The organism is Rubrilithobacter danxiaensis, assembly GCF_047272945.1.
GTDB classification, from domain to species: domain Bacteria; phylum Bacteroidota; class Bacteroidia; order Sphingobacteriales; family Sphingobacteriaceae; genus Rubrolithibacter; species Rubrolithibacter danxiaensis.
In genome coordinates, this window is the sequence record NZ_JBKOPS010000001.1 from 12,679 (window position 1) to 36,783 (window position 24,105).

At 35.0% G+C, this 24,105-nt stretch carries 20 protein-coding genes; 12 read left to right on the top strand and 8 right to left on the bottom strand.

Translation table 11 applies throughout. The annotated features are described in order from the left end of the window. Positions 1 to 79: 79 nt before the first annotated feature. From ACLCDL_RS00035 to ACLCDL_RS00045, 3 genes are read left to right on the top strand one after another with little or no spacing between them, the layout of a single operon-like run. Positions 80 to 1,594 carry an O-antigen ligase family protein gene (locus tag ACLCDL_RS00035; RefSeq protein ID WP_423145923.1) on the top strand — a complete coding sequence of 505 codons (1,515 nt, stop codon included), beginning with the start codon at positions 80 to 82 and terminating at the stop codon, positions 1,592 to 1,594. Further along, on the top strand, positions 1,578 to 2,777 hold the full coding sequence (locus ACLCDL_RS00040; RefSeq protein WP_423145925.1) for a glycosyltransferase: 1,200 nt from the start codon (positions 1,578 to 1,580) through the stop codon (positions 2,775 to 2,777). The genes ACLCDL_RS00035 and ACLCDL_RS00040 overlap by 17 nt, the downstream gene beginning before the upstream one ends. 6 nt (positions 2,778 to 2,783) lie before the next feature. After that, positions 2,784 to 3,398, top strand: a complete 615-nt coding sequence (locus ACLCDL_RS00045) for an acyltransferase (RefSeq protein ID WP_423145926.1) — start codon at positions 2,784 to 2,786, stop codon at positions 3,396 to 3,398. A gap of 8 nt (positions 3,399 to 3,406) precedes the next feature. Here the strand turns inward: ACLCDL_RS00045 and ACLCDL_RS00050 are convergent, their stop codons facing one another. The 3 genes from ACLCDL_RS00050 to ACLCDL_RS00060 all read right to left on the bottom strand — a co-directional run bounded on the left by ACLCDL_RS00050 (position 3,407) and on the right by ACLCDL_RS00060 (position 5,849). After that, positions 3,407 to 4,147, bottom strand: coding sequence for a class I SAM-dependent methyltransferase (locus ACLCDL_RS00050; RefSeq protein WP_423145927.1), 741 nt, complete (start codon positions 4,145 to 4,147; stop codon positions 3,407 to 3,409). A gap of 113 nt (positions 4,148 to 4,260) precedes the next feature. Continuing rightward, complete coding sequence (locus tag ACLCDL_RS00055; protein WP_423145928.1) at positions 4,261 to 5,037, bottom strand: glycosyltransferase family A protein; 777 nt, start codon at positions 5,035 to 5,037, stop codon at positions 4,261 to 4,263. A 20-nt stretch (positions 5,038 to 5,057) separates the two neighbouring features. Then, positions 5,058 to 5,849, bottom strand: coding sequence for a glycosyltransferase (locus ACLCDL_RS00060; protein WP_423145929.1), 792 nt, complete (start codon positions 5,847 to 5,849; stop codon positions 5,058 to 5,060). Positions 5,850 to 6,009: 160 nt separating this feature from the next. Between ACLCDL_RS00060 and ACLCDL_RS00065 the strand changes: the two genes are divergently transcribed. The 9 genes from ACLCDL_RS00065 (at position 6,010) to ACLCDL_RS00105 (ending at position 19,365) form a co-directional block, all read left to right on the top strand. Continuing rightward, the gene (locus tag ACLCDL_RS00065) at positions 6,010 to 7,203 is read left to right on the top strand and encodes a glycosyltransferase (protein ID WP_423145930.1); all 1,194 of its coding nucleotides are present in this window, start codon (positions 6,010 to 6,012) and stop codon (positions 7,201 to 7,203) included. Between the two features lie 39 nt (positions 7,204 to 7,242). Next, on the top strand, positions 7,243 to 8,595 hold the full coding sequence (locus ACLCDL_RS00070) for an oligosaccharide flippase family protein (protein ID WP_423145931.1): 1,353 nt from the start codon (positions 7,243 to 7,245) through the stop codon (positions 8,593 to 8,595). A gap of 141 nt (positions 8,596 to 8,736) precedes the next feature. Then, the gene (locus tag ACLCDL_RS00075; RefSeq protein ID WP_423145932.1) at positions 8,737 to 10,347 is read left to right on the top strand and encodes a CTP synthase; all 1,611 of its coding nucleotides are present in this window, start codon (positions 8,737 to 8,739) and stop codon (positions 10,345 to 10,347) included. Positions 10,348 to 10,366: 19 nt separating this feature from the next. Then, positions 10,367 to 12,202, top strand: coding sequence for a membrane protein insertase YidC (yidC, locus tag ACLCDL_RS00080; protein ID WP_423145933.1), 1,836 nt, complete (start codon positions 10,367 to 10,369; stop codon positions 12,200 to 12,202). A gap of 108 nt (positions 12,203 to 12,310) precedes the next feature. Then, the gene (locus ACLCDL_RS00085) at positions 12,311 to 13,549 is read left to right on the top strand and encodes a nucleoside recognition domain-containing protein (protein ID WP_423145934.1); all 1,239 of its coding nucleotides are present in this window, start codon (positions 12,311 to 12,313) and stop codon (positions 13,547 to 13,549) included. A 27-nt stretch (positions 13,550 to 13,576) separates the two neighbouring features. Then, positions 13,577 to 13,969 (top strand): methylglyoxal synthase, encoded by a 393-nt coding sequence (locus ACLCDL_RS00090; RefSeq protein ID WP_423145936.1) that lies wholly within the window; start codon positions 13,577 to 13,579, stop codon positions 13,967 to 13,969. A gap of 54 nt (positions 13,970 to 14,023) precedes the next feature. After that, positions 14,024 to 14,566, top strand: coding sequence for a DinB family protein (locus ACLCDL_RS00095; RefSeq protein WP_423145937.1), 543 nt, complete (start codon positions 14,024 to 14,026; stop codon positions 14,564 to 14,566). Positions 14,567 to 14,724: 158 nt separating this feature from the next. Further along, complete coding sequence (locus ACLCDL_RS00100) at positions 14,725 to 18,348, top strand: PKD domain-containing protein (RefSeq protein ID WP_423145938.1); 3,624 nt, start codon at positions 14,725 to 14,727, stop codon at positions 18,346 to 18,348. Next, positions 18,349 to 19,365 carry a PorP/SprF family type IX secretion system membrane protein gene (locus ACLCDL_RS00105; protein ID WP_423145939.1) on the top strand — a complete coding sequence of 339 codons (1,017 nt, stop codon included), beginning with the start codon at positions 18,349 to 18,351 and terminating at the stop codon, positions 19,363 to 19,365. It begins immediately after the preceding gene. Between the two features lie 8 nt (positions 19,366 to 19,373). On the opposite strand, the gene ACLCDL_RS00110 is transcribed toward ACLCDL_RS00105, so the two are convergent. From ACLCDL_RS00110 to ACLCDL_RS00130, 5 genes are all read right to left on the bottom strand, one after another. After that, a complete protein-coding gene (locus ACLCDL_RS00110) occupies positions 19,374 to 19,625 on the bottom strand; it encodes a hypothetical protein (RefSeq protein ID WP_423145940.1) in 252 nt (83 codons plus the stop codon). A 269-nt stretch (positions 19,626 to 19,894) separates the two neighbouring features. Continuing rightward, on the bottom strand, positions 19,895 to 20,239 hold the full coding sequence (locus ACLCDL_RS00115; protein WP_423145941.1) for a hypothetical protein: 345 nt from the start codon (positions 20,237 to 20,239) through the stop codon (positions 19,895 to 19,897). A 272-nt stretch (positions 20,240 to 20,511) separates the two neighbouring features. Beyond that, the gene (locus ACLCDL_RS00120; RefSeq protein WP_423145942.1) at positions 20,512 to 21,828 is read right to left on the bottom strand and encodes a gluconate:H+ symporter; all 1,317 of its coding nucleotides are present in this window, start codon (positions 21,826 to 21,828) and stop codon (positions 20,512 to 20,514) included. 67 nt (positions 21,829 to 21,895) lie between these two features. Continuing rightward, a complete protein-coding gene (locus ACLCDL_RS00125) occupies positions 21,896 to 22,966 on the bottom strand; it encodes a dipeptidase (protein ID WP_423145943.1) in 1,071 nt (356 codons plus the stop codon). A 15-nt stretch (positions 22,967 to 22,981) separates the two neighbouring features. Beyond that, positions 22,982 to 24,094 (bottom strand): D-TA family PLP-dependent enzyme, encoded by a 1,113-nt coding sequence (locus ACLCDL_RS00130; protein WP_423145944.1) that lies wholly within the window; start codon positions 24,092 to 24,094, stop codon positions 22,982 to 22,984. Positions 24,095 to 24,105: the final 11 nt, after the last annotated feature.

The window sequence follows — 24,105 nt, forward strand, 5'->3', positions numbered from 1 at the left end:
CAATTTATATAAGGAAAGTAGCCATAATCGTGGCTTTTATAGGAGTGTATGTTTTTTTTATTAAACTTCTTTTTCTTTAATGGAGAATATTGAGTTACCTATAAATCAGCCTAAAAAAACATCTAAAAAGAAAAATCGACTTTTCGAGAAATTAAGAGAATTTATTTTCGATGAAAAGCTTTTAAATCCATTAGGTCTTTCTTTTTTGCTAATTATATCTATATTAATAGCTTTTGCTATTAAACAATCTGGTTTTGTTATTGGTGCTTTACTCCTTATTGCAATTGTAGGCATGCCAATTTTATATGCCATAATTGTATACCCTAAATTTGGCATTATTGTCCTTCTAATAGCCGCATATATTATAATGGGTATTATTAGAATAGGTATTAATTTCCCATTAGGCACTTTAATGGATGCTCTTCAAGCTCTTTTAATTTTAGGTTTTTTGGTTAATCAAAAATTTCATCCAAACTGGAAAATCTTTAAAGATCCTATCAGTTTTATCATTTTAATATGGATTGCATATAACCTATTTGAATTTTTCAATCCAATAGCAGAGTCACGATTAGCTTGGGTATACACCATAAGATCTGTAGCAGTAGTAATGCTTACATATTTTATATTTACCTATTATATTCGAACTGTTGAATTTATTAGGATTATTATAAAAGTGTGGCTTGCTTTATCTATTATAGCAGCTGCATGGGCATTTAAGCAAGAACATTTTGGTTTTTTTAATTATGAAGCACAATCATTAGACTCTGATCTTATACGTAATTTATTATTCATTGATGGTCATTGGCGAAAATTCTCAATATTTTCAGATCCTACTGCTTTTTCATATAATATGGTTATTAGTATTCTGCTCTGCTTAGCGTTAATGACACTCCCAATCTCGATTTGGAAAAAAATCATACTCGGAGGCATGATAGTTTTTTTTATTCAAACGATGCTTTATTCAGGAACAAGGGGGGCGTATGTACTTCTTCCCGTTGGAGTAGCAATGTTTGCAATATTAAATTATAGTAAGAAAATATTAGCATTGGCAATTGCAGGTGCTTTTTTTCTGATAATTCTGATTTTTATGCCAACTTCCAATCCAACATTACATAGATTTCAGTCAGCTTTTAAACCATCGAATGATGCATCATTCAATGTAAGAAAAATGAATCAAAAAAGAATTCAGCCTTATATACTTACTCATCCGATTGGAGGTGGGTTAGGGGCTACAGGTGTTTGGGGACAACGTTTTTCTCCTAATTCCTTTCTCGCAAATTTTCCGCCAGATAGTGGTTATTTACGTGTTGCTGTAGAACTGGGTTGGATAGGCCTGTTTATAATTTGCACTTTAATGTTTATTGTTTTAAAAACAGGAATAGAAAACTTTTTTAAAATAAAAAATCCAGAATTAAAAAGCTATTGCTTAGCAATGGTCTTAATAGTTTTTGCACTAAATATAGGAAACTACCCTCAAGAAGCCCTGGTGCAATTTCCTATTAATATATATTTCTACCTTGTAGTAGCATTAATAAATATTACTCTCCGACTAGATCAACAAGACAACCAAATTTTACATGAAAGAGATCATTGAAGGTAAAGATATAATTATTGTTGGACAGCAGGCATGGGATGATGATTTAGGTAGCAATTGTAGAAATATAGCATTAGAGTTTTCAAAAACTAACAGAGTATTATATGTAAATTATCCTCTTGATAGGATTACATTTTTAAGAAAAGCTAAAAACGCTAAAATTCGGAAAAGGATAAATATCATAAGAGGTAAAGAACCCTCCATAATTAAATTAAGTGAAAACCTGTGGAATTTATATCCTAAAACCATAATAGAATCAATTAATTGGATTAGAATACCTTGGGCATACGACATCCTTAATAAATTCAATAATAAAAAACTAGCAAAAAGAATTTTAGACGCTATTAATATTTTAGGATTCAAAAATATAATACTTTTTAATGATAATGATATTGCACGTTCCTTTTATCTAAAGGAGTTATTAAATGCTCAAACTTCCGTTTACTACTCCAGAGATTTTATGATTGGAGTTGAATACTGGAAAAGACATGGAACAAGACTCGAGCCAAAACTGATAGCAAAAAGCGATACATGCGTTGCTAATTCAGTTTATTTAGTTAATTACTGTAAACAATATAATTATAACTCCTATTATGTTGGGCAAGGATGTGAATTAGAAGCTTTCAAAGATGTTCCTGACGATTATTTACCAGCAGATATAAAAAATATCCCTTCGCCCAAAATAGGATATTTAGGATCTTTACAAAGTATACGTTTAGATATTGAAATTATTTCTCTTATTGCTTTATCGAAACCACAGTGGCAAATAGTTCTGGTTGGGCCTGAAGATGATGTTTTTAAAGGAAGTATTCTTCATTCAATCAGTAATATCCATTTTTTAGGCGCAAAACCGGTTGAAATGCTTCCTTCTTATATTCAGGCATTCGATGTTTGCATCAATCCTCAACTAAGTAATGAAATTACAATTGGCAACTATCCAAGAAAAATTGATGAGTATTTAGCTATGGGAAAACCTGTTGTAGCTACAGATACTGATGCTATGAGTATCTTTAAAGATTATTTATACTTAAGCAAAAAGAAAGAAGATTATATTCCATTAATTTATAAAGCGCTTGAGGAAGATACAGAAGAATTACAATCTTTGAGAAAACGTTTTGCGTCTGGCCACACCTGGGAAAATAGCGTAAAAGAAATTTATAAAGCAATGCTCAAGACCTTATAAATATATATGTCTATTAAAGCTATAATAAATAACAATACTTCCTTAAAAAGATTTGTTTTGTGGATGCTTCAGCCATCTGATGAACATCGTCCACGCTTATGGGTGAAATTATTTCTAAACCCATTCAAACATTCAAGAGGTAAAAATTCAATAATCCGTTATCGGACCAGGTTGGATGTATTTCCTTTTAATAACTTTCAATTAGGCCCTCAATCTGTAATCGAAGATTTTTCTACTATTAACAACGGTGTAGGAGACGTTATCATTGGGAAAAAATCAATTATCGGAATTGGAAATGTTATTATAGGTCCGGTAAGCATAGGTAATAATGTAATGTTAGCTCAAAATATAGTAATTTCAGGGCTAAATCATGGCTTTGAAGACATTTCAACTCCACCAAGTGCTCAAAAAGTAGTTACCAAAGATATAACAATATCAGATGATGTTTGGATTGGGGCAAACTGTGTAGTTACAGCCGGCGTAAAAATAGGAAAGCATTCTGTTATAGGAGCCGGAAGTATTGTAACAAAAGATATTCCGGATTATTGTGTTGCCGTAGGTAATCCCGCCAAAATAATAAAAACATACAATTTTGAATCCGAAAAATGGGAAAGAGTTTGAACTCTTAATTAAAGTTTTTGATACCTTAAAACTTTGCTTTTAAATGCTTTTTTGCAAACATCAATAAAGGCATTCATAGACCAAATAAACTCCTTGCTAAGATTTTTGTTTTTTAGCAAGTTATTACATACTTCATGGTCCCAAGGCTTTGTGAAGAAATCAGAATAATAAGAACTATCCGGGTTAACTAATATTTCTATATTGTCTTTCCATTCATAGTTGATACTGATAATGTTAAAATGGGTTCGCTGTAAAACTTTGTAACCTATTGAAACCTTAGGAAGATATTCCAGAAAGACATAACCAAAATCATTATTGGATTTAAAATCTATCTTTTCCTTTTCATACATTACTATTTTGTTATCAATTTCTAATATTACCCATCGATGAGATTCTTTTGGGATTAAATATTCCCCAATTAAAGATGGTGTTTCAATATACCCTCTTGGCGCTATCCTACTTTGCTCTTTTACAAACTTAATAGGATCGTCGACATGTTCTATTACCTGACAGCAAACAACATAATCAAAAGAATTATTATCAAAAGGCAGATTTTCTCCATCTGCACATAAAAATTCTTGATTTTTTAATACTTTAATATCTCCGCTTCTATGATAATTAGAATCTGTAAACTTGTCTACTACTACATTAGCTCTAGGATGAGGATTATGCCCTCCTCCTACTTCTAATACTCTGTAATTATTTTTAATTGATAAGTCTAATCGATCAATCGGATTTCTAAGCTTCATTTGAGAGATATTAATTATATTATAGTTATTTTAAATTATTCAAAAAAAAGAAATTTAAATAATATTAGTTTTTTCTTCTACGAATGATGTTTTTCTGTGTTACAAAATAAAGATTAAAACTTTCTTGAAAAGAAAAAATCATAATTAAACTTAATATGGCGATAAAAGTGTCGAATTCCGGTAATAAATACATTTTCACTTTCCCTCCAGAAATCACGTTTCATAGTACTCGGCTCTTCAGGCGTATTTTTTTGTTCAAAAAGTCCGCGGTTTTTTTCATAAAATAGTCCTTTCCCTCCTTTCTTTAAAAAGGAGAACATCATATTGTACTCTGTTTGATCTCCTTTACCCTCACTATATCTTCCAAACTTTTCCATAAAATTACTTCGTCTTAAATGAGGATGATCACTATAATAATAAAATTTACTATAGCCCCAGTACCAAGGTTTAAATAACATTTCTGCAAATCCATATTTATATGGCTTTAAATATGGATATTTATTATAAGCATGAAACCTAATAATATCGATCTCTTTCCGTTCTCTTAACATCTTAAGCGCCTGATCAAACCGAAATGAGAAATTTTGTAATGGCTCAAAATCTTCCTGTATATATAATGTGAAAGGAGTTACTACTGCATCCTGTCCTTTATTTATATTATTTCCAAGCCCCTTATTCGAGTCACTTAACAGTAAACGAAAACTGTATTTGCATTGCAGATCTTTTAATTTACTCAAATGATTTTCGTTGCTTGAATCGTCAGATACTATTATTTCGTGAAATTTACAACTTTGAGTAATAGTACTTAATAATCTTTCAAGCGAATTACTCCTATTATAATGTGTAATTAATAGAGTAACATCTTCAAATATATAATCTGCCTGAGTCATTAATTGGCACGTTACGCAATTTACTTTAAAAATCTCAGATCCCAAACGCCTTTCAAAAACTTAAACCGTAAATAAATAAATCGTAAAACTTGAATTATAGGATTAGTTGTTAATGTCCAGGTTCTCCTTTCCATAGTAGTTAATTCTCCTTCTACGTAAGAAGGTACAAAAAGAGAACTAAAATTATTGAAAAACATTCCTTTACCTTTATTTCGCAAAAAAGATATGGCCATTTTATATTCTGTAATATCTCCTTTCTCACCTTCAACATATCTTCCAAATTTTTTTGTAAAGTTACTTCTACGAAGGTGAGGATGATCACTATAATAATAGAATTTAATATGATTTAAACACCAATGGCTATACTTCATTATAGAAAATCCTTCTCTATAAGGTATAAGTGTAGGATAAATGAAATAAGCATATAATCTAACAATGTCAATGTTTCTCTCCTGATTCATTATCTTTAAGGCATTGCGGAAGTTCCCGGCAAACAGGGCTGTCACTTCGAAATCTTCCTGAACGTATAGTGTATAAGGAGTATCTATTGCGTCTTGCCCTTTATTTATATTATTTCCCAATCCTTTATTAACATTGCTTTTTATTAACTTAAAAGAATATTGTTTCTGTAGAGTTTGTAATTGATCTAAATGCAATTGACTGCTTCCATCATCTGAAACAATAATTTCTTTAAATCGACAATTTTGTTTTTCAAGGCTATGAAGTAATTTTTCTAAAGATTTGCTTCTATTGTAGTGGGTTATGAGCAATGAAACTTCTTCAAAATAATTTAATTCATCAGTAATTGACATTGTTTGTATCATAATTTTAAAATCTCCGTAAAAGCTGAGAAACAATCTTATGTTATCAAAAATAACTATTTAACAGAGACTGAAACTGAGAAAAGGGAGAAAAAAAATAAAAAAACCTTTAATATTGATATATCTTTAAACTTTAATATTTTTAATATAAATGAATTTTGTTTTTGTTGGTCTTCAAAGAATAAACACGAATCGAGAGTCAACGTCTACGGGATTGGCAAAAGCATTAGCACAGAACCATAACGTTCTATACGTTAACCCACCTATTGATCGTAAAACATATTTTTCTGAGAATAAGGATGAGTTTACATCGGCACATATTTTATCTATTAAACACAAAGAAGAGAAACTTACCAAGTTGGATAGTAATTTGTGGATGTTAAATCCTCATAAAATCATGGAGTCTATAAACTGGATTCCAAGTACAACAATTTTTTCAGTTTTCAATCGCTACAACAATACACTTTTTGCAAAAGAGATAAGGGAAGCACTCTCTGAGTTGGGGTTTGATAAATTCATTCTTATCAATGACAAAGATATATTTAGAAGTTTCTATTTAAAAGAATTTCTTAAACCAGAACTATATGTCTACTTAGACAGAGATTATACATTGGGAGTTGATTATTGGAGAAAGCATGGCTTAAACCATGAACCCAAATTAATGCAAAAAGCCGACACGGTTGTTTGTAACTCGTATGATTATACAAACAGAGCTAAAAACTTCAATAAGAATAGTTTTTATATTGGAAACGGTTTTGACGACGAACTATATAATGATGATATAGAATGGGCTCTCCCTGATGATTTAAAAAATATTTCAAAACCAATTATCGGATATGTAGGCGCCTTAACCTCTTTGCGATTAGATCTAGATTTAATGCTTAAGGTTGCAATAGCTAATCCGCAATGGAATATTGTACTAATCGGCCCTGAAGATGATAATTTTAAAAGCAGTAATCTTCATACCCTTTCAAATATTTATTATTTAGGTAAAAAAGACAAGAATATTGTACCATCATATATAAAACATTTCGATGTTTGTATAAACCCTCAGGCAATTAACGAAATAACAGTAGGTAATTTTCCATTAAAAATAAACGAATATCTGGCGCTGGGGAGGCCAATTGTAGCTACATCTACTAATCCAATGAAAGAAATTTTTGGCAACATTGTTTATTTAGCTACTAATGCTGAACAATATATCTCTCAAATCAAAAGAGCACTAACAGAAGATGACAAGGACCGACAACATCTAAGAAAAGAATTCGTAAAGAACTTCAGCTGGAAGAGAATAGCTCAAATTTTATTAGAGTGTTTAAAAAGTACAACTAAAACAACAACATAATATAGTACAAATTAAACTAAGAATCTTCGCTCTCAAATTATGTTCAACTTCCAAAAACTTCAAACTAAACTTCGAAATATTCATTTTCTTTCTTTAGCAGGAAATGGTATAATGTCTATTTTAGGAATGGTAACGTTAGCTATTTTATATCGTTATCTTCCTATTAATGAAATTGGTATTTATGTTTTTTTTCAGTCAATACTTATATTATTTGATTCTTTCCGATCTGGCTTTCTAACCACCGCTTTTATAAAGTTCTATTCTGGAACTTCTAAAGAAAGAGGTTCAGAAGTAGTTGGTTCCACATGGCAGTTGGGATTGGCAATTACATTTGGCTTCATTCTACTCAACATAATCGCCTTGCCAATTTTAAATTTCGTGCAAAATGCAGGGCTCGCTCTATTTATGAAATGGTTTGGTATAACATATTTATTTACGCTTCCAACTTTTATAGCAACCTGTGTTTTGCAAGCAGACGAACGCTTCGACAAATTATTATTAATACGATTTGTTAATCAAACGTTGTTTATTATAATGGTTATTGTTCTAATTATTAGTGGAAAAATTAACCTTAATTATGTAATTTATGCTAACTTATTAGCCTCATTAATAACAAGTCTTCTTGCTTTATTTACCGGATGGTCAAAGATTAAGTGCTTTTTAAACAGAACGAACGCTTGTTTTTTAGAATTATTTCACTTTGGTAAATATGTAGTAGGTACAGCATTCAGTGCTAATCTTTTCCGAAGCTCGGATACATTCATAATAAACTTTATGTTAGGCCCTTCTGCATTAGCCATTTATAATATTGGCTTAAGATTAATGGAAGTAGTTGAGATCCCATTGAGAAGTTTTGCAGCTACCGGAATGCCTGCTATTTCGAAAGCATTTAACACTGGAAATAAAAATGAGGTTATAGTAATTATGAGAAAATATATTGGGATGCTAACAGTTGCTCTTGTCCCGATGGTTTTAATAACAGTTGCTTTTGCAGATCTTGCTATTATCATTATAGGCGGACAAAAATATTATGGTACTGAAGCAGCAAATGTATTTAGATTGTTTATGACCTTTGCACTCTTATATCCAGCTGACAGGTTTATGGCTTTAACAATTGATGTAACTAACAGGCCTCGTATAAACTTTCTTAAAGTACTTGTAATGGTTGTTGTTAACGTTATAGCAGATTTTGCTGGAATATATATTTTTGGAAATGTTTATGGAATTGCAATTGCGAGTGTATTTCCTACCTTAATTGCAGTAATTGTGGGTTATTTGGCGCTTCAAAGTTATTCACCATTTAGTTTTCCAGCCATATACACTTCAGGTTATGCAGATCTTAGATTATTAATATCGGAAAGTTTGAAAAGGGAGAAAACTGCTGCAGCATAATTTTCCATATCCCTTTTCTTTATCATAACTTTAAGTGGGATCATTTTTTTTGTACCTTTGTATCCCGTACAAAAAGAATATTTTCTATATCAATTACAGCGATATTAAAAATTTCTAAAGCAAAAAATCCTTAAAAGAATCATGACCAAGTACATTTTTGTTACGGGCGGCGTAACCTCGTCGTTAGGAAAAGGTATTATTTCCGCATCTTTAGCTAAACTACTCCAGGCAAGGGGCTACAGAGTTACTATTCAAAAATTTGATCCCTATATTAACATTGATCCCGGAACATTAAACCCGTATGAACATGGCGAATGCTATGTAACTGAAGATGGCGCCGAAACCGATCTGGACCTTGGACATTACGAACGTTTTTTAAATGTTCCAACCTCTCAGGCAAATAATATTACAACCGGACGTATTTATCAGAATGTAATTAACAAAGAACGTGAGGGAGCATTTTTAGGTAAAACAGTTCAGGTTGTGCCGCACATCACAGATGAAATTAAACGGAATATCCGAATATTGGGAGAAAGCGGAGAATACGACATCGTTATAACAGAGCTTGGAGGAACTGTAGGAGATATTGAATCGTTACCTTATATTGAAGCAGTGCGCCAGTTTCGCTGGGAAATAGGCTATAATAACTCCTTGGTAATTCATCTTACTCTTGTTCCATTTCTTTCCGCTGCCGGCGAACTGAAAACAAAACCCACGCAACATTCGGTAAAAACGTTATTGGAATATGGCATTCAGCCCGATGTTTTGGTTTGCAGGACTGAACACCACCTGGGTCAGGATATCAGAAGGAAAATCGCCCTTTTCTGTAATGTTAATATCAATGCCGTAGTAGAATCTATCGATGCTTCAACCATTTACGATGTTCCGCTATTGATGTTAAAAGAGCAATTGGACAAAACTGTACTAACAAAGCTGAAACTTCCTCACAAAAACGAACCGGATCTGGAAAGCTGGAAGGATTTTTTGGGAAGACTAAAAAATCCAACTGCTGAAATAAATATTGGTTTAATTGGCAAGTACGTAGAATTGCCTGATGCTTACAAATCTATCACCGAATCCTTTATACATGCAGGTGCCAAAAACGAGTGTAAGGTTCGGGTAATAAGTATCCATTCGGAAGGATTAACAAAAGAAAATGCTGCCGAAAAGCTTGCCGGATTACATGGTGTTTTAGTTGCTCCCGGCTTTGGAATAAGAGGTATTGAAGGTAAAATAGAGGCTATCCGGTACGTTCGTGAAAATAATATTCCGTTTTTCGGCATCTGCCTTGGAATGCAATGTGCTGTAATCGAATTTGGCCGTAATGTTTTGGGATATGCTGATGCTCACAGTACCGAAATGAACGAAAATGCCGATCATGCTGTAATTTCAATGATGGAGGAACAAAAGAAGATTAAAAACAAGGGAGGCACTATGCGTTTAGGTTCCTACACCTGTGAAATAAAAAAGGGAACCAAAGCCGCGGCAATTTATGGAAAAAACAGGATAACAGAGCGCCACCGTCATCGTTATGAATTTAATAACGAGTACCTTGCCGAATATGAAAAAGCAGGAATGATTGCTTCGGGAATAAATCCTGATAACAACCTGGTTGAAATTGTAGAATTAAAAAATCATCCTTTTTTTGTTGGAGGGCAATTTCACCCGGAATTAAAATCTACAGTTGATAATCCGCACCCACTTTTTGTTAACTTTGTCGCCGCTTCCTTAGCATATTCAAGGAAGAAATAAATAGTACGAGTATATTATAATGGATAGAAACACTTTCACGGGCCTTTTTTTAATTCTCATCATCCTTGTAGGTTCCACTTATTTCATGAAACCTTCGGAAGAAGAAATAAAACGGGAAAAACAGGTTCAGGACTCTATAGCCCGTGCTAAATCGGGAAAACAAAAACCTTCAGAAAATTTTAACGCCTCAAAACCTGCGGCTCCCGCAGCTGTAGTAGATTCTGCTGCTCTAAAGGGTCCGTTCGGATCATCAGTAAACGGCACTAACGAAACCGTAACACTAGAAAATGAGCGTTTAAAAGTTAACATCAATACCAAAGGTGGACGCATTGAGTCGGTTCAGTTAAAGGAATTTAAAACTTACAAAAACCAGCCTGTAATTCTATTTTCCGGAAATGAAAATAAATTCGGGCTAACTTTCAGTACTGCAGGTAAAAACATCCATACCAATGATCTTTATTTCATCCCTTCTACTAAAAATGTAACTGTTGCCAAGGCCGATTCTTCTTCATTAACCCTTCGCCTTACTTATTCGGAAGGAAAATATATCGATTATGTTTATTCACTGAAGGGTGAGAGCTATCAGGTGGGATTTACTATTGTTACACAAGGCTTACAGGATGTAATAGGTAATAAAAATATAGTACTCGACTGGGAGGCGACTTTAAGGCAGAAAGAAAAGGACATGGCGAGCGAACGTCGTTACTCAACTGCTTATTTCAAACCTGTAAGCGGAGAAGTTGATCATTTGAGCGAATCAAAAGATGATAAAAAAAATATAGGCGAAGAAGGAAGAATTCAATGGATTTCTTTTAAACAGCACTTCTTCTCAAGCGTTTTGATAGCAAAAAAAGGGTTTGATAAAGGAAATTTAGCGGTTACCACAAGTGCAGATAACGATATTGTAAAATCTTTTTCTGCGCAGATGCAATTAGCTGCATCAAATTCAATAACCACTAGTTATCCAATGGAATTTTATTTCGGCCCTAATAAATTCGGAATTTTAAAAGACCAGGGATATGACTTGGAACGTCAGATAAATTTAGGCTGGGGGCCTTTAAAATGGATCAATCGCTTTGCAGTAATCCCTGTATTTAACTTTTTAGAAGGTCTTGGATGGAATTATGGATTAATAATAGTTGTATTAACGATCCTATTAAAAGTTGTATTGTCGCCACTGACTTATAAATCCTACCTTTCAATGGCTAAAATGAGAGTTTTAAAGCCTGAAATGGATGAAATTAAGGCTAAGGTTGGAGATGACAACCCAACTTTATTACAACAGGAATACCTCAAATTATATAAGAAAGCGGGAGTTAATCCTTTGGGAGGCTGTATTCCGATGGTACTTCAGATACCCATCGTGATGGCTTTCTTCTTTTTCTTCCCGAATTTATTTGAATTAAGACATGAAAGCTTCCTTTGGATGAAAGACCTTTCTACCTATGATTCATTCATTAATTTCGGATTTAATATTCCGTTTATGGGTAACCATTTAAGTTTGATGTGTTTATTGATGACCATATCAACGCTTATATATACCTATTTCAACAATCAGATATCAGGCGCAACCGGACAGATGAAATACATCGGATACATCTCTCCTATTGTTTTCCTTGGGGTTTTAAATAGTTACCCTGCAGGGTTAAATTACTATTACTTCTGTGCAAATATGCTTACCTTTTTGCAACAGTATTTAATCAGGCAATGGGTTAACGATGATAAAATTCATGCACAGATTCAGGAAAACAAGAAAAAACCTGAAGCTCAGAAAAAATCAAAATTCCAGCAACGCATGGAAGATTATATGAGGCAGCAGCAAAGTAAGCCCAAAGAGCAGCCTAAAAAGAAATAATAAAAGCCCGGTTATAGCCGGGTTTTTTGTTCTAAATACTTCAGCTTGTATTTATATTTTCTCATGTTGATATAACATCTTAAATTCACAACATCTCAAAAATGTAACATGACTTTAAATTATATCTGGATATCTTTTTTCGTTATTGCTTTTGTAATTGGCTTAATTAAACTGATAGTTTTTGGCGATACTGAAATATTCAGAGTAATGGTTGAAGGAATATTTGATTCATCCAAATCATCTGTAATGGATATTGCCCTTCCATTGGTTGGTACAATGGCCTTTTGGTTAGGAATAATGAACGTGGGTGAAAAAGCTGGCGCTATTAATTTTCTATCAAGAATCGTAGGCCCTTTCTTCAATCGGTTATTTCCAGAAGTCCCCAAAAACAACCCGGCAGTAGGCAACATGATGATGAATTTCTCAGCCAACCTGCTGGGATTAGACAATGCCGCTACCCCACTCGGACTTAAAGCCATGGATAGTTTACATGAGCTTAATCCGAATAAAGATACAGCATCCAATGCGGAAATCATGTTCCTGGTGCTTCACACCTCCGGTTTACAACTATTGCCTGTAACAATTATCGCTCAGCGTGCCATATTAGGTGCAAAAGATCCTACAGATGTTTTTATACCTATCATTATTGCCACTTACGTTGCTACTGTAACCGGTATGTTGCTGGTTGCCATTAAGCAGAAAATAAATTTATTTGACCGCGTTGTTATTACCTGGCTTGGAGGGTTAACTACTTTCATAGGCTTGCTGGTATGGTATTTTACCGCTTATTTAACAAAAGAGGAAATCAGCCAGGTATCAAAAGTGGCAAGCAACTTAATGCTGTTTGCTATACCGGTAATATTTATTTTAGGCGCACTTAAAAAAAAGGTCAACGTTTTTGAAGTATTTGTAAACGGGGCAAAAGCCGGCTTTGAAACATCTGTAAAAATAATTCCCTATTTGGTTGCCATGCTGGTTGCAATAAGCGTTTTTCGCACATCAGGCGCTTTAACTTATATTGTTGATGGATTTAAATGGGCCTTTAGTTACACCAACTTCGACATAAAATTTACAGATGCGCTACCTGTTGCCCTTATGAAGCCCTTAAGTGGTTCAGGTTCAAAAGCTATGATGATTGATACCATGCAAACATTTGGTACTGATTCTTTTGTTGGAAGGCTTGGATGTATTTTTAATGGATCTGCCGATACAACATTTTATATAGTTGCATTGTATTTTGGATCAGTAGGTATTAAAAAGACCCGCTATGCTATCCCTGCAGGATTAATTGCAGATTTTGCCGGGGTAATAGCAGCAATATTTGTAGGATATTTATTTTTTGGTTAAACAGTATAAATACATAGAATTAGCAGAATGTCGGTAAAATCAATTGCTTTGATAGCTCACGATGGCCGGAAGGCCGATATGGTCGCATTTGTAAAAGATCATTACGAAATATTAAAAGATATTAAATTGATAGCAACCGGAACAACAGGGACGTATATACAGCAAACCGGTTTATCAGTTACCCGCAAATTGAGTGGCCCTCAAGGCGGCGATGCGCAGATAGCCGCATTAGCTGCAGAGGGAAAGATCAGTGCAATAATTTTTTTCAGGGACCCGTTGGGAAAACACCCTCATGAGCCTGATGTACAAATGCTGCTCAGGATTTGTGATGTACACGATGTCCCGCTAGCTACCAATCCGGCTACCGCAAAATTTATGCTTTTAGGGATGATTGATGCCGCAAAGAATAAATCAATTTAAAAAACAAACATAGAAAATGATTGGTTCTGATAATAGGAACTAATCATCTTTCTTATGAAGCTGCCTGAATATAACTACGAAAGGTTTTGTAATCAACATAAAACCATTAAAACGTATATTGATGATCTTCCGCCGGAAGCGATATACAATCGTTTAAATACCGATAAATTTTCTATTCATGAAACCATAGCCTATCTCACCAGATACCACCATATCTTTCTTTCCCGGCTGCAAAGAATGCAAAATGAAATAAACCCTTTCTTTGAGGTTTACAAACCAGATGAGGATTTAGAATTTAGATTCACATGCGCCAAAACAACTGGTTCTTTACTGCATGAATTATACAGAATGCGAAGCGAATTACTTCAGCTATTGGAAGAACTGCCTGAAGGATATTCTTCACGTGTAGCTACCCACGCCGTTTTGGGCAGAATGACTTTAGGACAGTGGATAGAGTTCTTTCTACTGCATGAATCCAACCAACTTTTCAGGATTTTCAAATTAGCCGGAACTTTTTGGACCTTGGAGCTAAACAACCAAAAAAACATTATCTATCTTCCTCGACTCTCGAATTACATCGATGAACTGGCCGGGTAATAAAATCCTTTTTCAAAGTGCGATAAATGTGTGAAATTATTTTCTCAGTATAGCTTTTTTTCTATATTTACATGGGCAAGTAACCCTTAAGCAATAAGTGGCGTACAAAAGTTAACTTACTTAAGTTAGAAGAGATTGCTTAAGAAAAACAAAAGTTCATGTTAAAGAATTTAAGAAAGCTTCTTATCACTATATTATACATAGGGATCTTTTCTAAAGCTTTTGGGCAGGTGTCCTCTATTACCATTGGTAAAATTAATCCAGGAAATGGAAAGGCATATGGTATAGGTTCTACTATTGCCGTCCCAATAACAATCTCTGATCCAAATGGAGATATTCATGCAGAAAACAAACTTCAACTATGGCTTTCTGACGAAAATGGCAATTTCAACTCTTCCAAAGCTCAAAATATAGGTGAAATAACAGATTTGAAATTATTCTATACTACTTTTATAAATGGTATAATTCCCATAAAATTTGCAGGTACAGGCGATAGAGATTTAGTAGCAGGAGATAAATACCGCGTAATTGTAAAAGCAAATCTTTTTAGAAATAATGGGACGGAAGCTTACGAAAGTCCTCCATCGGAATACTTTACAATTTCAACAAATAAAGGTGTAATAGCAGATATTAATTCTGCCAACGAAATTAAATTTTCTAATATGCCAAAAGCTTTTGGAAAATGTACGGGAGAAAATTTCACTTATAAATTCACAAATAACTCAACCCCTGGAGCAAGTGTTAAAGCCTCAATTAAAAATGAAGCAAAGCCTGATACACAAATTCCAGATTGGACCTTTTCTTCCTCATACGAACAAATACAGGCAGAATTAGCTCATTACACTGTTTTGGTAACCGCTGAATTAAATGGAATAATTGGGACTAAAGGCTTTTTTCTATTAAATAATTCCATCACCATCCCTTTTAAGGCAGTATCCAATGCGGATGTTTGTATTCCGGTAACAAGAGAGTATACTATCAACTATAATGATCTTTCATCCAACTTTCCAGGAACTATTTATTATATAGATTGGAACGATGGACCTCCTCTCCAAATAACAGCTGCTCAATTAAAAAAAGAAAATGGGAAAATATGGCATGAATATAAAAAATCATCCTGTAATTTGGTGGGCATTTTAGGAACACCCAATGTTTACGGAATACGAATTTTAGCTATAAGTCCTTTTTGTGGAGAAGCAAATGAAAAAATTATTACATCTGCATTAGTTTTAAATTCTCCCAAAAATGAATTTTCCGGTCCAGATTTAGGTTGTGTCGGAACACCCATTTCATTTATAAATTTATCAGAAGCTCAATCTCCCCGAACCGATATACAAGGATGTAAAAACTTAGCAACTTACAGTTGGGAAATAAATGGAAGAATCTCACCAGAATTGAAAGATCTTCCTGCGAGTACTAACCCTAAAATTACCTTTGATTCACCCGGGATTTATAAAATACGATTATTGCTTACAAGTACTACCGCTTGTGACCCTCCTCCCCCATCTACCGGAACAATCACAATTGTTGAACCGCCTAAAGCTGATTTCAGCATTAGTATGAAAAACTGTGTTACCGATATTGTACCAACTGTAAACAAAGCTTTGAATACAGCAGACAATTACATCTATACTTGGTCTGTTAGTCCGGGCAATGGAGTTAGTTTTGAAAATAATACGAAACCTGATAGTAAAGAACCAATATTTAAATTCACAGAAGGTGGAATTTATGTAATTAGACAACAAATACAGGTTCCAGAAGGATGTTCATCAATAAAAGAAACAGAAATCATTGTAAATGAAAAACCGACAATAGTTGCAGAATGGACGAAAAAAGATTTCTGTGGCACCAATGTGACTTTAAATTTTAATTCAGAAAATGATAATCCCTTACAAACAATATATACAGGAACATACGATTCCTCAGGTAATTATAGTTGGGAAATTAGTGGTGGCTCTTTTGAGTTTGTAAACAATACAAATAGTCATTCAATGTATCCCACTATCATTTTCAAAGAAAATTCAATTTATACAGTAAAAATAAAATATAACAATAATTGTGGAGAAGCTGAATCAATAGAAAAACAAATAACATTTACTAAAGGAATAAATGTTAATGCAGGCCTCGATCAAACAGGATGTAAGGGCGCGCCTTTTCAATTGGAAGGCACTGTTGCTAATGGGCAATTTAAAAAAGCAGAATGGGCAGGAGGAAGTGGCAATCTAATAGTTGATACATCTAATCCATTAAAAGCAACTTATAAACCAAGTCCAGACGAAGTTGGTCCGGTAAGAATCAGGCTAACAGTGTTTACAAATGAAGAATTTCCGTGTGATCAAGTAACTGACGAACTAACTATAAACATTCAAGCACCTATAGCAAAATTTTCATGGCGAAAAGATTTTCAATGCAGGCAACTGATCATTCTTCCGGAAGATATAGTAGTAGAAACAGCTCCGGATAATGATACATATACCTGGACATTTACAAGTACCAATAAAGTAAGACAATCCAAAGGAATTAATTTTCCAAGAACTGTAGTTGATCCTAATGATTCTATGATTATTAAATTAGTGGTAACTAGCAAAACTCCTAATTGCCCTCCGTCTGAGTTCTCCCACACATTCAGAACAATTGTACCCGACGTTACGTTTAAAATAAAAGAAAAAGTTTGTACAGATGAAGGTGTGCAAATAACTTTTGAAAATACAACTCCTGGAAAATCAGAATTTAAATTTAATTGGGATTTTGGAAACGGATTAGAATCTACCTTATCTGATCCTCCACCTATAACCTTTCCTTCTCCAACAAATGGAGCTGATACAACTTATAATGTCAAATTGAGATTAACAACAGCTCCATGTGTTACCAATCCACCAACTCCTATTCCAGATCCGATTATACTTAATGTAAAAATTCCTGCTACTTATCCCAATTTAAAAATTATTGCTGATAATACCCAGGGATGTGGTTCACTAAGCGTCAATTTTAAGGCAGAGGCCGAAGGAGCATCTAATTTATTATGGGATTTTGGTGATGGAACAAGCTGCACTTGTAAGGTTCCTCCTCCACATATTTATAAAGTTAGCACTACTCCATATACAATTCGACTAACAGCTAATTATCCAAGCGGATGCTCAAAAACAGTAGAAATGAAGGACTATATACGAGTTGGTGAAGCACCAATAGTTAATTTTGAAATAGAGCCAGACTCTATTCTATATAGCCCCTCTAATGAATTTCATTTTAAAAACCTAAGCATAGGCGACCAAGCACATTTAAAATATATTTGGAATTTTGGAGATCACACCTCAGGGAGTACAGAAGAAAGCCCGTCACATATATATCAGGTGCCGGGTACTTATAAGGTCAGACTATCAGTTTCCTCAAGTACTGGTTGTTTTAAAGAAATAGAGAAAACACTAAAATTCATAGGTTCTATAGATACATTAAACACTACATCCCTATACGTACCTAATGCCTTTTTACCAAACAGTCCAGTTACAGATTTAAGAATCTTTAAAGCCAAAGGAGGAGGTATAGCTGAGTGGAGAATGCGGATTTTTAATAAATGGGGAGAAACTGTTTGGGAAACGACCGAACTTGATTCACAGGGATCACCTATACAAGGCTGGGACGGAACTATGAACGGAAAGCCCGTTCCGCAGGGAGTTTACTTTTGGGAGATAAAAGCAAAGATGAAGGATGGCAGTACCTGGCCCGGGATCTCGTACAAGAACTCTGCTCCAAAACATGTTGGAACGATAAATTTAATCAGATAGATGGGGAGGATTATCAGAGCTGTTTTTCTTTTTATAACTCTTTTGTATTCAATAGCCGGAAATGCACAGGACCATATTTACTCACAATTTTTCAACTCTCCTTTATACTTGAACCCCGCCCTTAACGGACAGTTCAAAGGAGATCTCAGATTTAATATTATCTATCGGAATCAGTGGGCTTCGGTTCCAGGCGTATTGAGGTATCTGTCAGCATCAATAGATTATCAGATTCCAAATAACGGCGGTGGGGCCGGACTCTTATTCAACAGATCAAATGAAGGGACTGCTTATCTTCAGAAAAATAATTTAGCTGCTATTTATTCATATACTGTTGGTGGCGGTGATTTTAATGCCTCACTGGGAATTCAGGGGGGATTTACTAATTCAAGAATAGATTTTAGTAAGTTGATTTTCTCAGACCAGATAGATCCAAGTACCGGCTATACTGAGGTGCCAAGTGAAGCAAGCCAGTTAAATAACAATGTATATTATTTTGATGCCGGAGCGGGAGTAAATTTTGTTATTAAAAACGCAATGATCGGAGCGTCAATGCTTCATTTAAATAAGCCAGATGAATCTTTTACGGGAAGCAATGTAAAAGTTCCCGTTCGGTCTATTGTACATGCAAGTTACAGGTTTTCATTAAACAAATATGAATCACATGAATACGATGGTACATTTCTTATTCCCTCGGTGGTTGTATATAATCAAGCTCAAATAAATTCTTACAGTGCAGGTATTCAATTCAAACACCAAATATTAAATGCAGGTTTATGGTATAGAAAAAACCGGACAACCGGTGATGCCTTTGTAGTTTCTCTTATTTTCGATATTTTCTCTCCCTCCCGATTTAACAAATTACGATTAGGCATTAGCCACGACGCCACTGTATCAAAAATAAACTACTCAAATACCGGTGGTACAACTGAACTAAGTATGGGATATGAAACAACTTTTCCCAATAGCGACTCTGATTACAATCCTTATTCCGGAAGAAAATGCTATGATTTCTATTAAATAGGAGTTTATTGAGGTGGCCGGTTTGGATATTCTCTTTCAAGCGTATCGCCAAGTTTTGAAATTTCCTCCTCACTTAATGACCAGTTATCCTGCGATTTAACCTTCCATCCCCCTTCCTCTTTTCTTTCAATTAAAAGAGGGTGAGGATCCATTAGATCCCTTTCCAATGAATACATTCTGTGATTCATGTCCATCGGCTCGGCATACAACTCAGTTTCCTCTCCGTTAATAGGATATTTAATAGTAAATCTTTTCATAGACTGGAACAGGTTTGATACCAGTACTAACAACGAAATTTAAAATTATGTTTGGGTAGGATATTAAACGTAAATAAAAACCCCTTGATACGTTTGAATCAAGAGGTTTGAAGATTAAAAAGCTGTTAATTAAACCAGCATCTAAAAGTAATAATTTTCTAACTAATATCATATCAAATAAAATTCTTTTCAGTAAAAAAATTGTTTCGATAAATGATAAACGGATAATACTTAATTAGAATTCAATATAACCTTGTATAGTATAATACTTACTCTACATTCTCATTTTTTGTGTCAACTTCCAACTGATTGACAAAAGAATCTAAAATCCCTGCATTTGTTTTCTGCATCTTCTTCTGAACCTGAAACTGCTGATCTTCAGGAGAAATCATTATAATCACCCCTCTGTTTGGACAAAATTGAAATAATGAAAAGAAGTTAAAATTAAGGATCTGGCTTAGCTTAGCCAGATACGAGATTGGCATCTCTTCCCACTTCTCTAAATAATATACTAATCCCAACTCTTCTAATCCAATTAATTCGGCTAATTCATAAAAAGCAATATTGTTATCAGACGCAAGAGTTTCAATTTTTTTCCTGAGGTTAAAGTTCATAATGACTTATGGTTAATATTGTTCGTTCTTGTTTAAGAAAAAAATCTTTAACAACATTTTATACTTTCCAATATTTATGCCATAAGCGCACTTAGTCCTATTCCCTTTTTAAACAAGTTAAAACCTGCTATAAATGCCTACACAGCTTGCTACGATCAGAAAATCCAATATTAAAAACAAAAACTCGTCATTTTCTTAAAAAGAAAAGTACAAGTTATTTCCCTTTTTGGGGAAAAATTCCCACACCATAAAATTACTTGTTCTGATTCTTCTTATTTTAACAAAAAATCGAAGATCAGAACACCTATTAACCCTACTACAGAAACAATTGACTCCATTATTGACCAAGACTTTATCGTATCTTTTATGCTGAGATTGAAGTACTCTTTAAATAGCCAAAAACCAGAATCATTCACATGAGAAAAGGCCAAACTGCCGGCACCTACTGCCAAAACCATCAAATTAGGATCAACGTGCGACTGGACTATTAATGGAGCTATTACTCCTGCCGTTGTTAAACCGGCAACTGTTGCAGATCCAATACACACCCTTACAATGGCAGCAATGGTCCACCCTAACACTAACGGATGAAGATCCAGATGCTGAAGCTTTTCACCTATCTGCGCACTCATTCCACTGTCTGTAAGTACTTGCTTAAAAGCTCCCGCTCCTGCAATGATCAAAAGAATCATTGCTACATCTTTTACTGCTTCCCCATAAACCACCATAATTTCAGTCATCTTTTTTCCCTGTTTCGTCCCCAAGGAAAAGGTGGCTAGCGCAAGTGCAAGGATCATTACAAAACTGGGATTACCAACGAAAGAAATCATGCCGGCAAGAGATGTGTCAGGCGATATAAAGAAGGCTGCAACCGTAGTTCCCATTAAAAGAATTACAGGAAAAAGTGCAGTTAAAAAGCTATTTGCAGTTCCAGGCAACCTATCTTCAGGTAAATTATCGGGCTGAAATATTTTCAATGGTTCGCAATTTATACCTTTAAGCGCTTTTGAAAACAAAGGGCCTGCTATTATAATGGCGGGTATTGCAATGGCCATTCCGTATAGCAAAGTAAGTCCCATGCTTGCATTAAACTGAACTACCAAAGCTACGGGCGAAGGATGAGGAGGAAGATAACCATGTGTTACAGACAAAGCCGCCAGCATGGGCAATCCTATATACACTGCTGGAAGCTTATATTTATATACTATTGAAAATATGAGCGGTACCATCAGCACAAATCCAATCCCGTAAAACAGGGGTAATCCAATGATAAAACCTGTTACCATCAATGCCCATTGAATATACTTCTCACCCACCGCATTTACCAGAACCATCGCAATTTTCTGGGCAGCGCCGCTGTTTGCTACCAGTTTACCCAGCATGGCACCCAAACAAATCACAATAACAAGCGAGCCAAGCGTATCGCCCATTCCCTTTTCAACGGAAGCAACAACCTGATTTAAAGGTATACCAAGGCACAAACCTGCAACAATGGAAACTATTAAAAAAGCAAGAAAAGGATTAATCTTTCCCCAGGTTGCTAAAAGTACCAGCAGAATGATACTCAATAAAATAATTATTAAACTCATATATCAGGATTTATAATAGTTGAAGAATAGTTGAAGGGAATTTTTAAGATTTACAGAAACAGTGCTGTTATTTCCATGCCTTTCTCAAAAATCTTAACCAGTTGTTATGCATTATATTGCTGATATCTTCCTGATTATATCCTCTGTTTGTTAATAAACCAGGGATTTTTTGAAGATCAGTGATAGTTTCTAAATCATAAGGGCATTGTTCTCTTCCAAATGCACCATCCAGGTCAGAACCTATCCCGACATGCAGGGTGTTACCGGCAAGCTGACAGATATGATCTAAATGATCTATTATCTTATCAAGGTTACAATTCATAGTTTTAGGATCAGACTCTCCCCGTACCCAATCAGGAACCATCATCCAGGCGTCCAAAGCACCACCAATTACAGCTCCCCTGCTTATTAATTCCCTGATTTGCTCATCGCTATACTGACGGTTATGATTTACAATAGCACGTACGTTATTATGGCTTGCCCAAACATTTCCATGAAAATTATCCATTGCTTCCCAAAAACTATCATCGCATAAATGTGTAGCATCCAATATTATATTAAGACGCTCCATCTCTTTGAGCAATTCCTTTCCTCTGGTTCCCATAAATCCTGTTGCGTCAGTTCCCTGTGCATATCGGCCCGGACCGTAGTGTGCTGGCCCAACTGCCCGCAACCCATAATTATAAGCTCTTTCTAAATGTTGCACGGTAATAAATGAATCTGCACCTTCGAGACTCAGAATGTATCCGACAGGTTTTTTTTCATTTGAGGTAGCATCACTCCACAAGTCGATATGCTTTTCTAAGCCCTCCAAATCGGCAATTTGCACCATTTCTCCCTCCTCTTCCATGGCTTTATACCAAGCCAGCTGGCCTTGCGTTTGTGCCCATGCCTGTTGTGGTGAATGCCAGCCTGGAAGCGGATTATTGGGTGCTACATATCGGGCGATCTGTGTTGCGACAACCAGCCCTATATTTCCTTTTCTCAATTCAGGTAATGAAACTGTAGCTTTTCCTCTATCAGGCTTATCCGATAACCCCTGCTCACGTAAATTTATTTCGGCTACGGGTTTGCGCAGATCCCTGTTCCATTCCAGGGCATTCATACTAAGGTCAAGATGTGCGTCTATTATGAACATTATTGGTTAGTTAAATTAAATAGTTACAGCCCGGTCTCTCGCAATCACCTTCCATTCTGTTATTATCTCATGATTTTCAACAATATAGGCCTTTTCGTATAATGCAACAGTTGGGCAAATATGGTAAGGCAAAGCGTATAAAACATCTCCCACCTGAAAATTATGCTCTCCCTGACTTTCAAGAACTAAATGTTCTTCGCTCTGGCCTACTACAGTCAGATCAGCGGCGTTTAGAAAAAATACACGTTCTTTTAAATTTCTTTCGGCAGCAATTGACTTATGGCCAAGATCCAGACATATTTTATTTGACCCTGGGAGTGATATCACTCTTGTAATAATCAAAGCTGCAGGAAGAAAGGCCTGCTCCTGAAACGCATCCTGATATCCTTTGTCCCAATAAATAAAGGTACCAGGGCTGCATTCTACCTGATCACGTTTAGCATGTACAGGAAAAGTAGGAGTCCCTCCAGCAATAATAACAGGTTTTGGCAAACCTTCTTTTACAATGCAATCTCTTACTTTTTGTACTAATTCAAAGCTCTTGTTACTCTGTTCTTCCCTGGTTTTTAATGATGGATCATGAATATTCCCATCGTAAACATGAAGTCCTTCAGGCTTAATTCCAGCCTCTAAAGCTGCAAACTTAAATACCCTGACAGCTTCTTCTCCCGGTTCTATGCCGGTTCTGTCCATTCCGGCATTTATATCTATGTATACAGAAATTTCGAGCTTAGCAGCTAAAGCAGAGGCTGAAATTTGCGAAGCTGAAATTTGATTATCAACCAGACATGAAAACTTAGTGTTAGGATAATGCTTTATTAAAGAAATAAAACGGGTCAATTTAGGACCAACAGGCTGATATGCCAATAATACATCCTTTGCTCCTGCCAGTGCCAGCATCTCTGCTTCGGCAATGGTTGCGCATTTGAATTTTCCTATACCTGCTTCAATTAACAATTCAGCAACTTCTTTAGATTTATGTGTTTTTACGTGGGGGCGCAATCGGGAAACATCATCAATCATAGTTATAAGCAACCGGATATTTTCCTTTACACGATCTTTAAAAACTACAAGAGCAGGCGAATCAAAGTCAGCAATATTCTTAATTTCAAACCAGGAGTTATTCATAAGTATCAGAG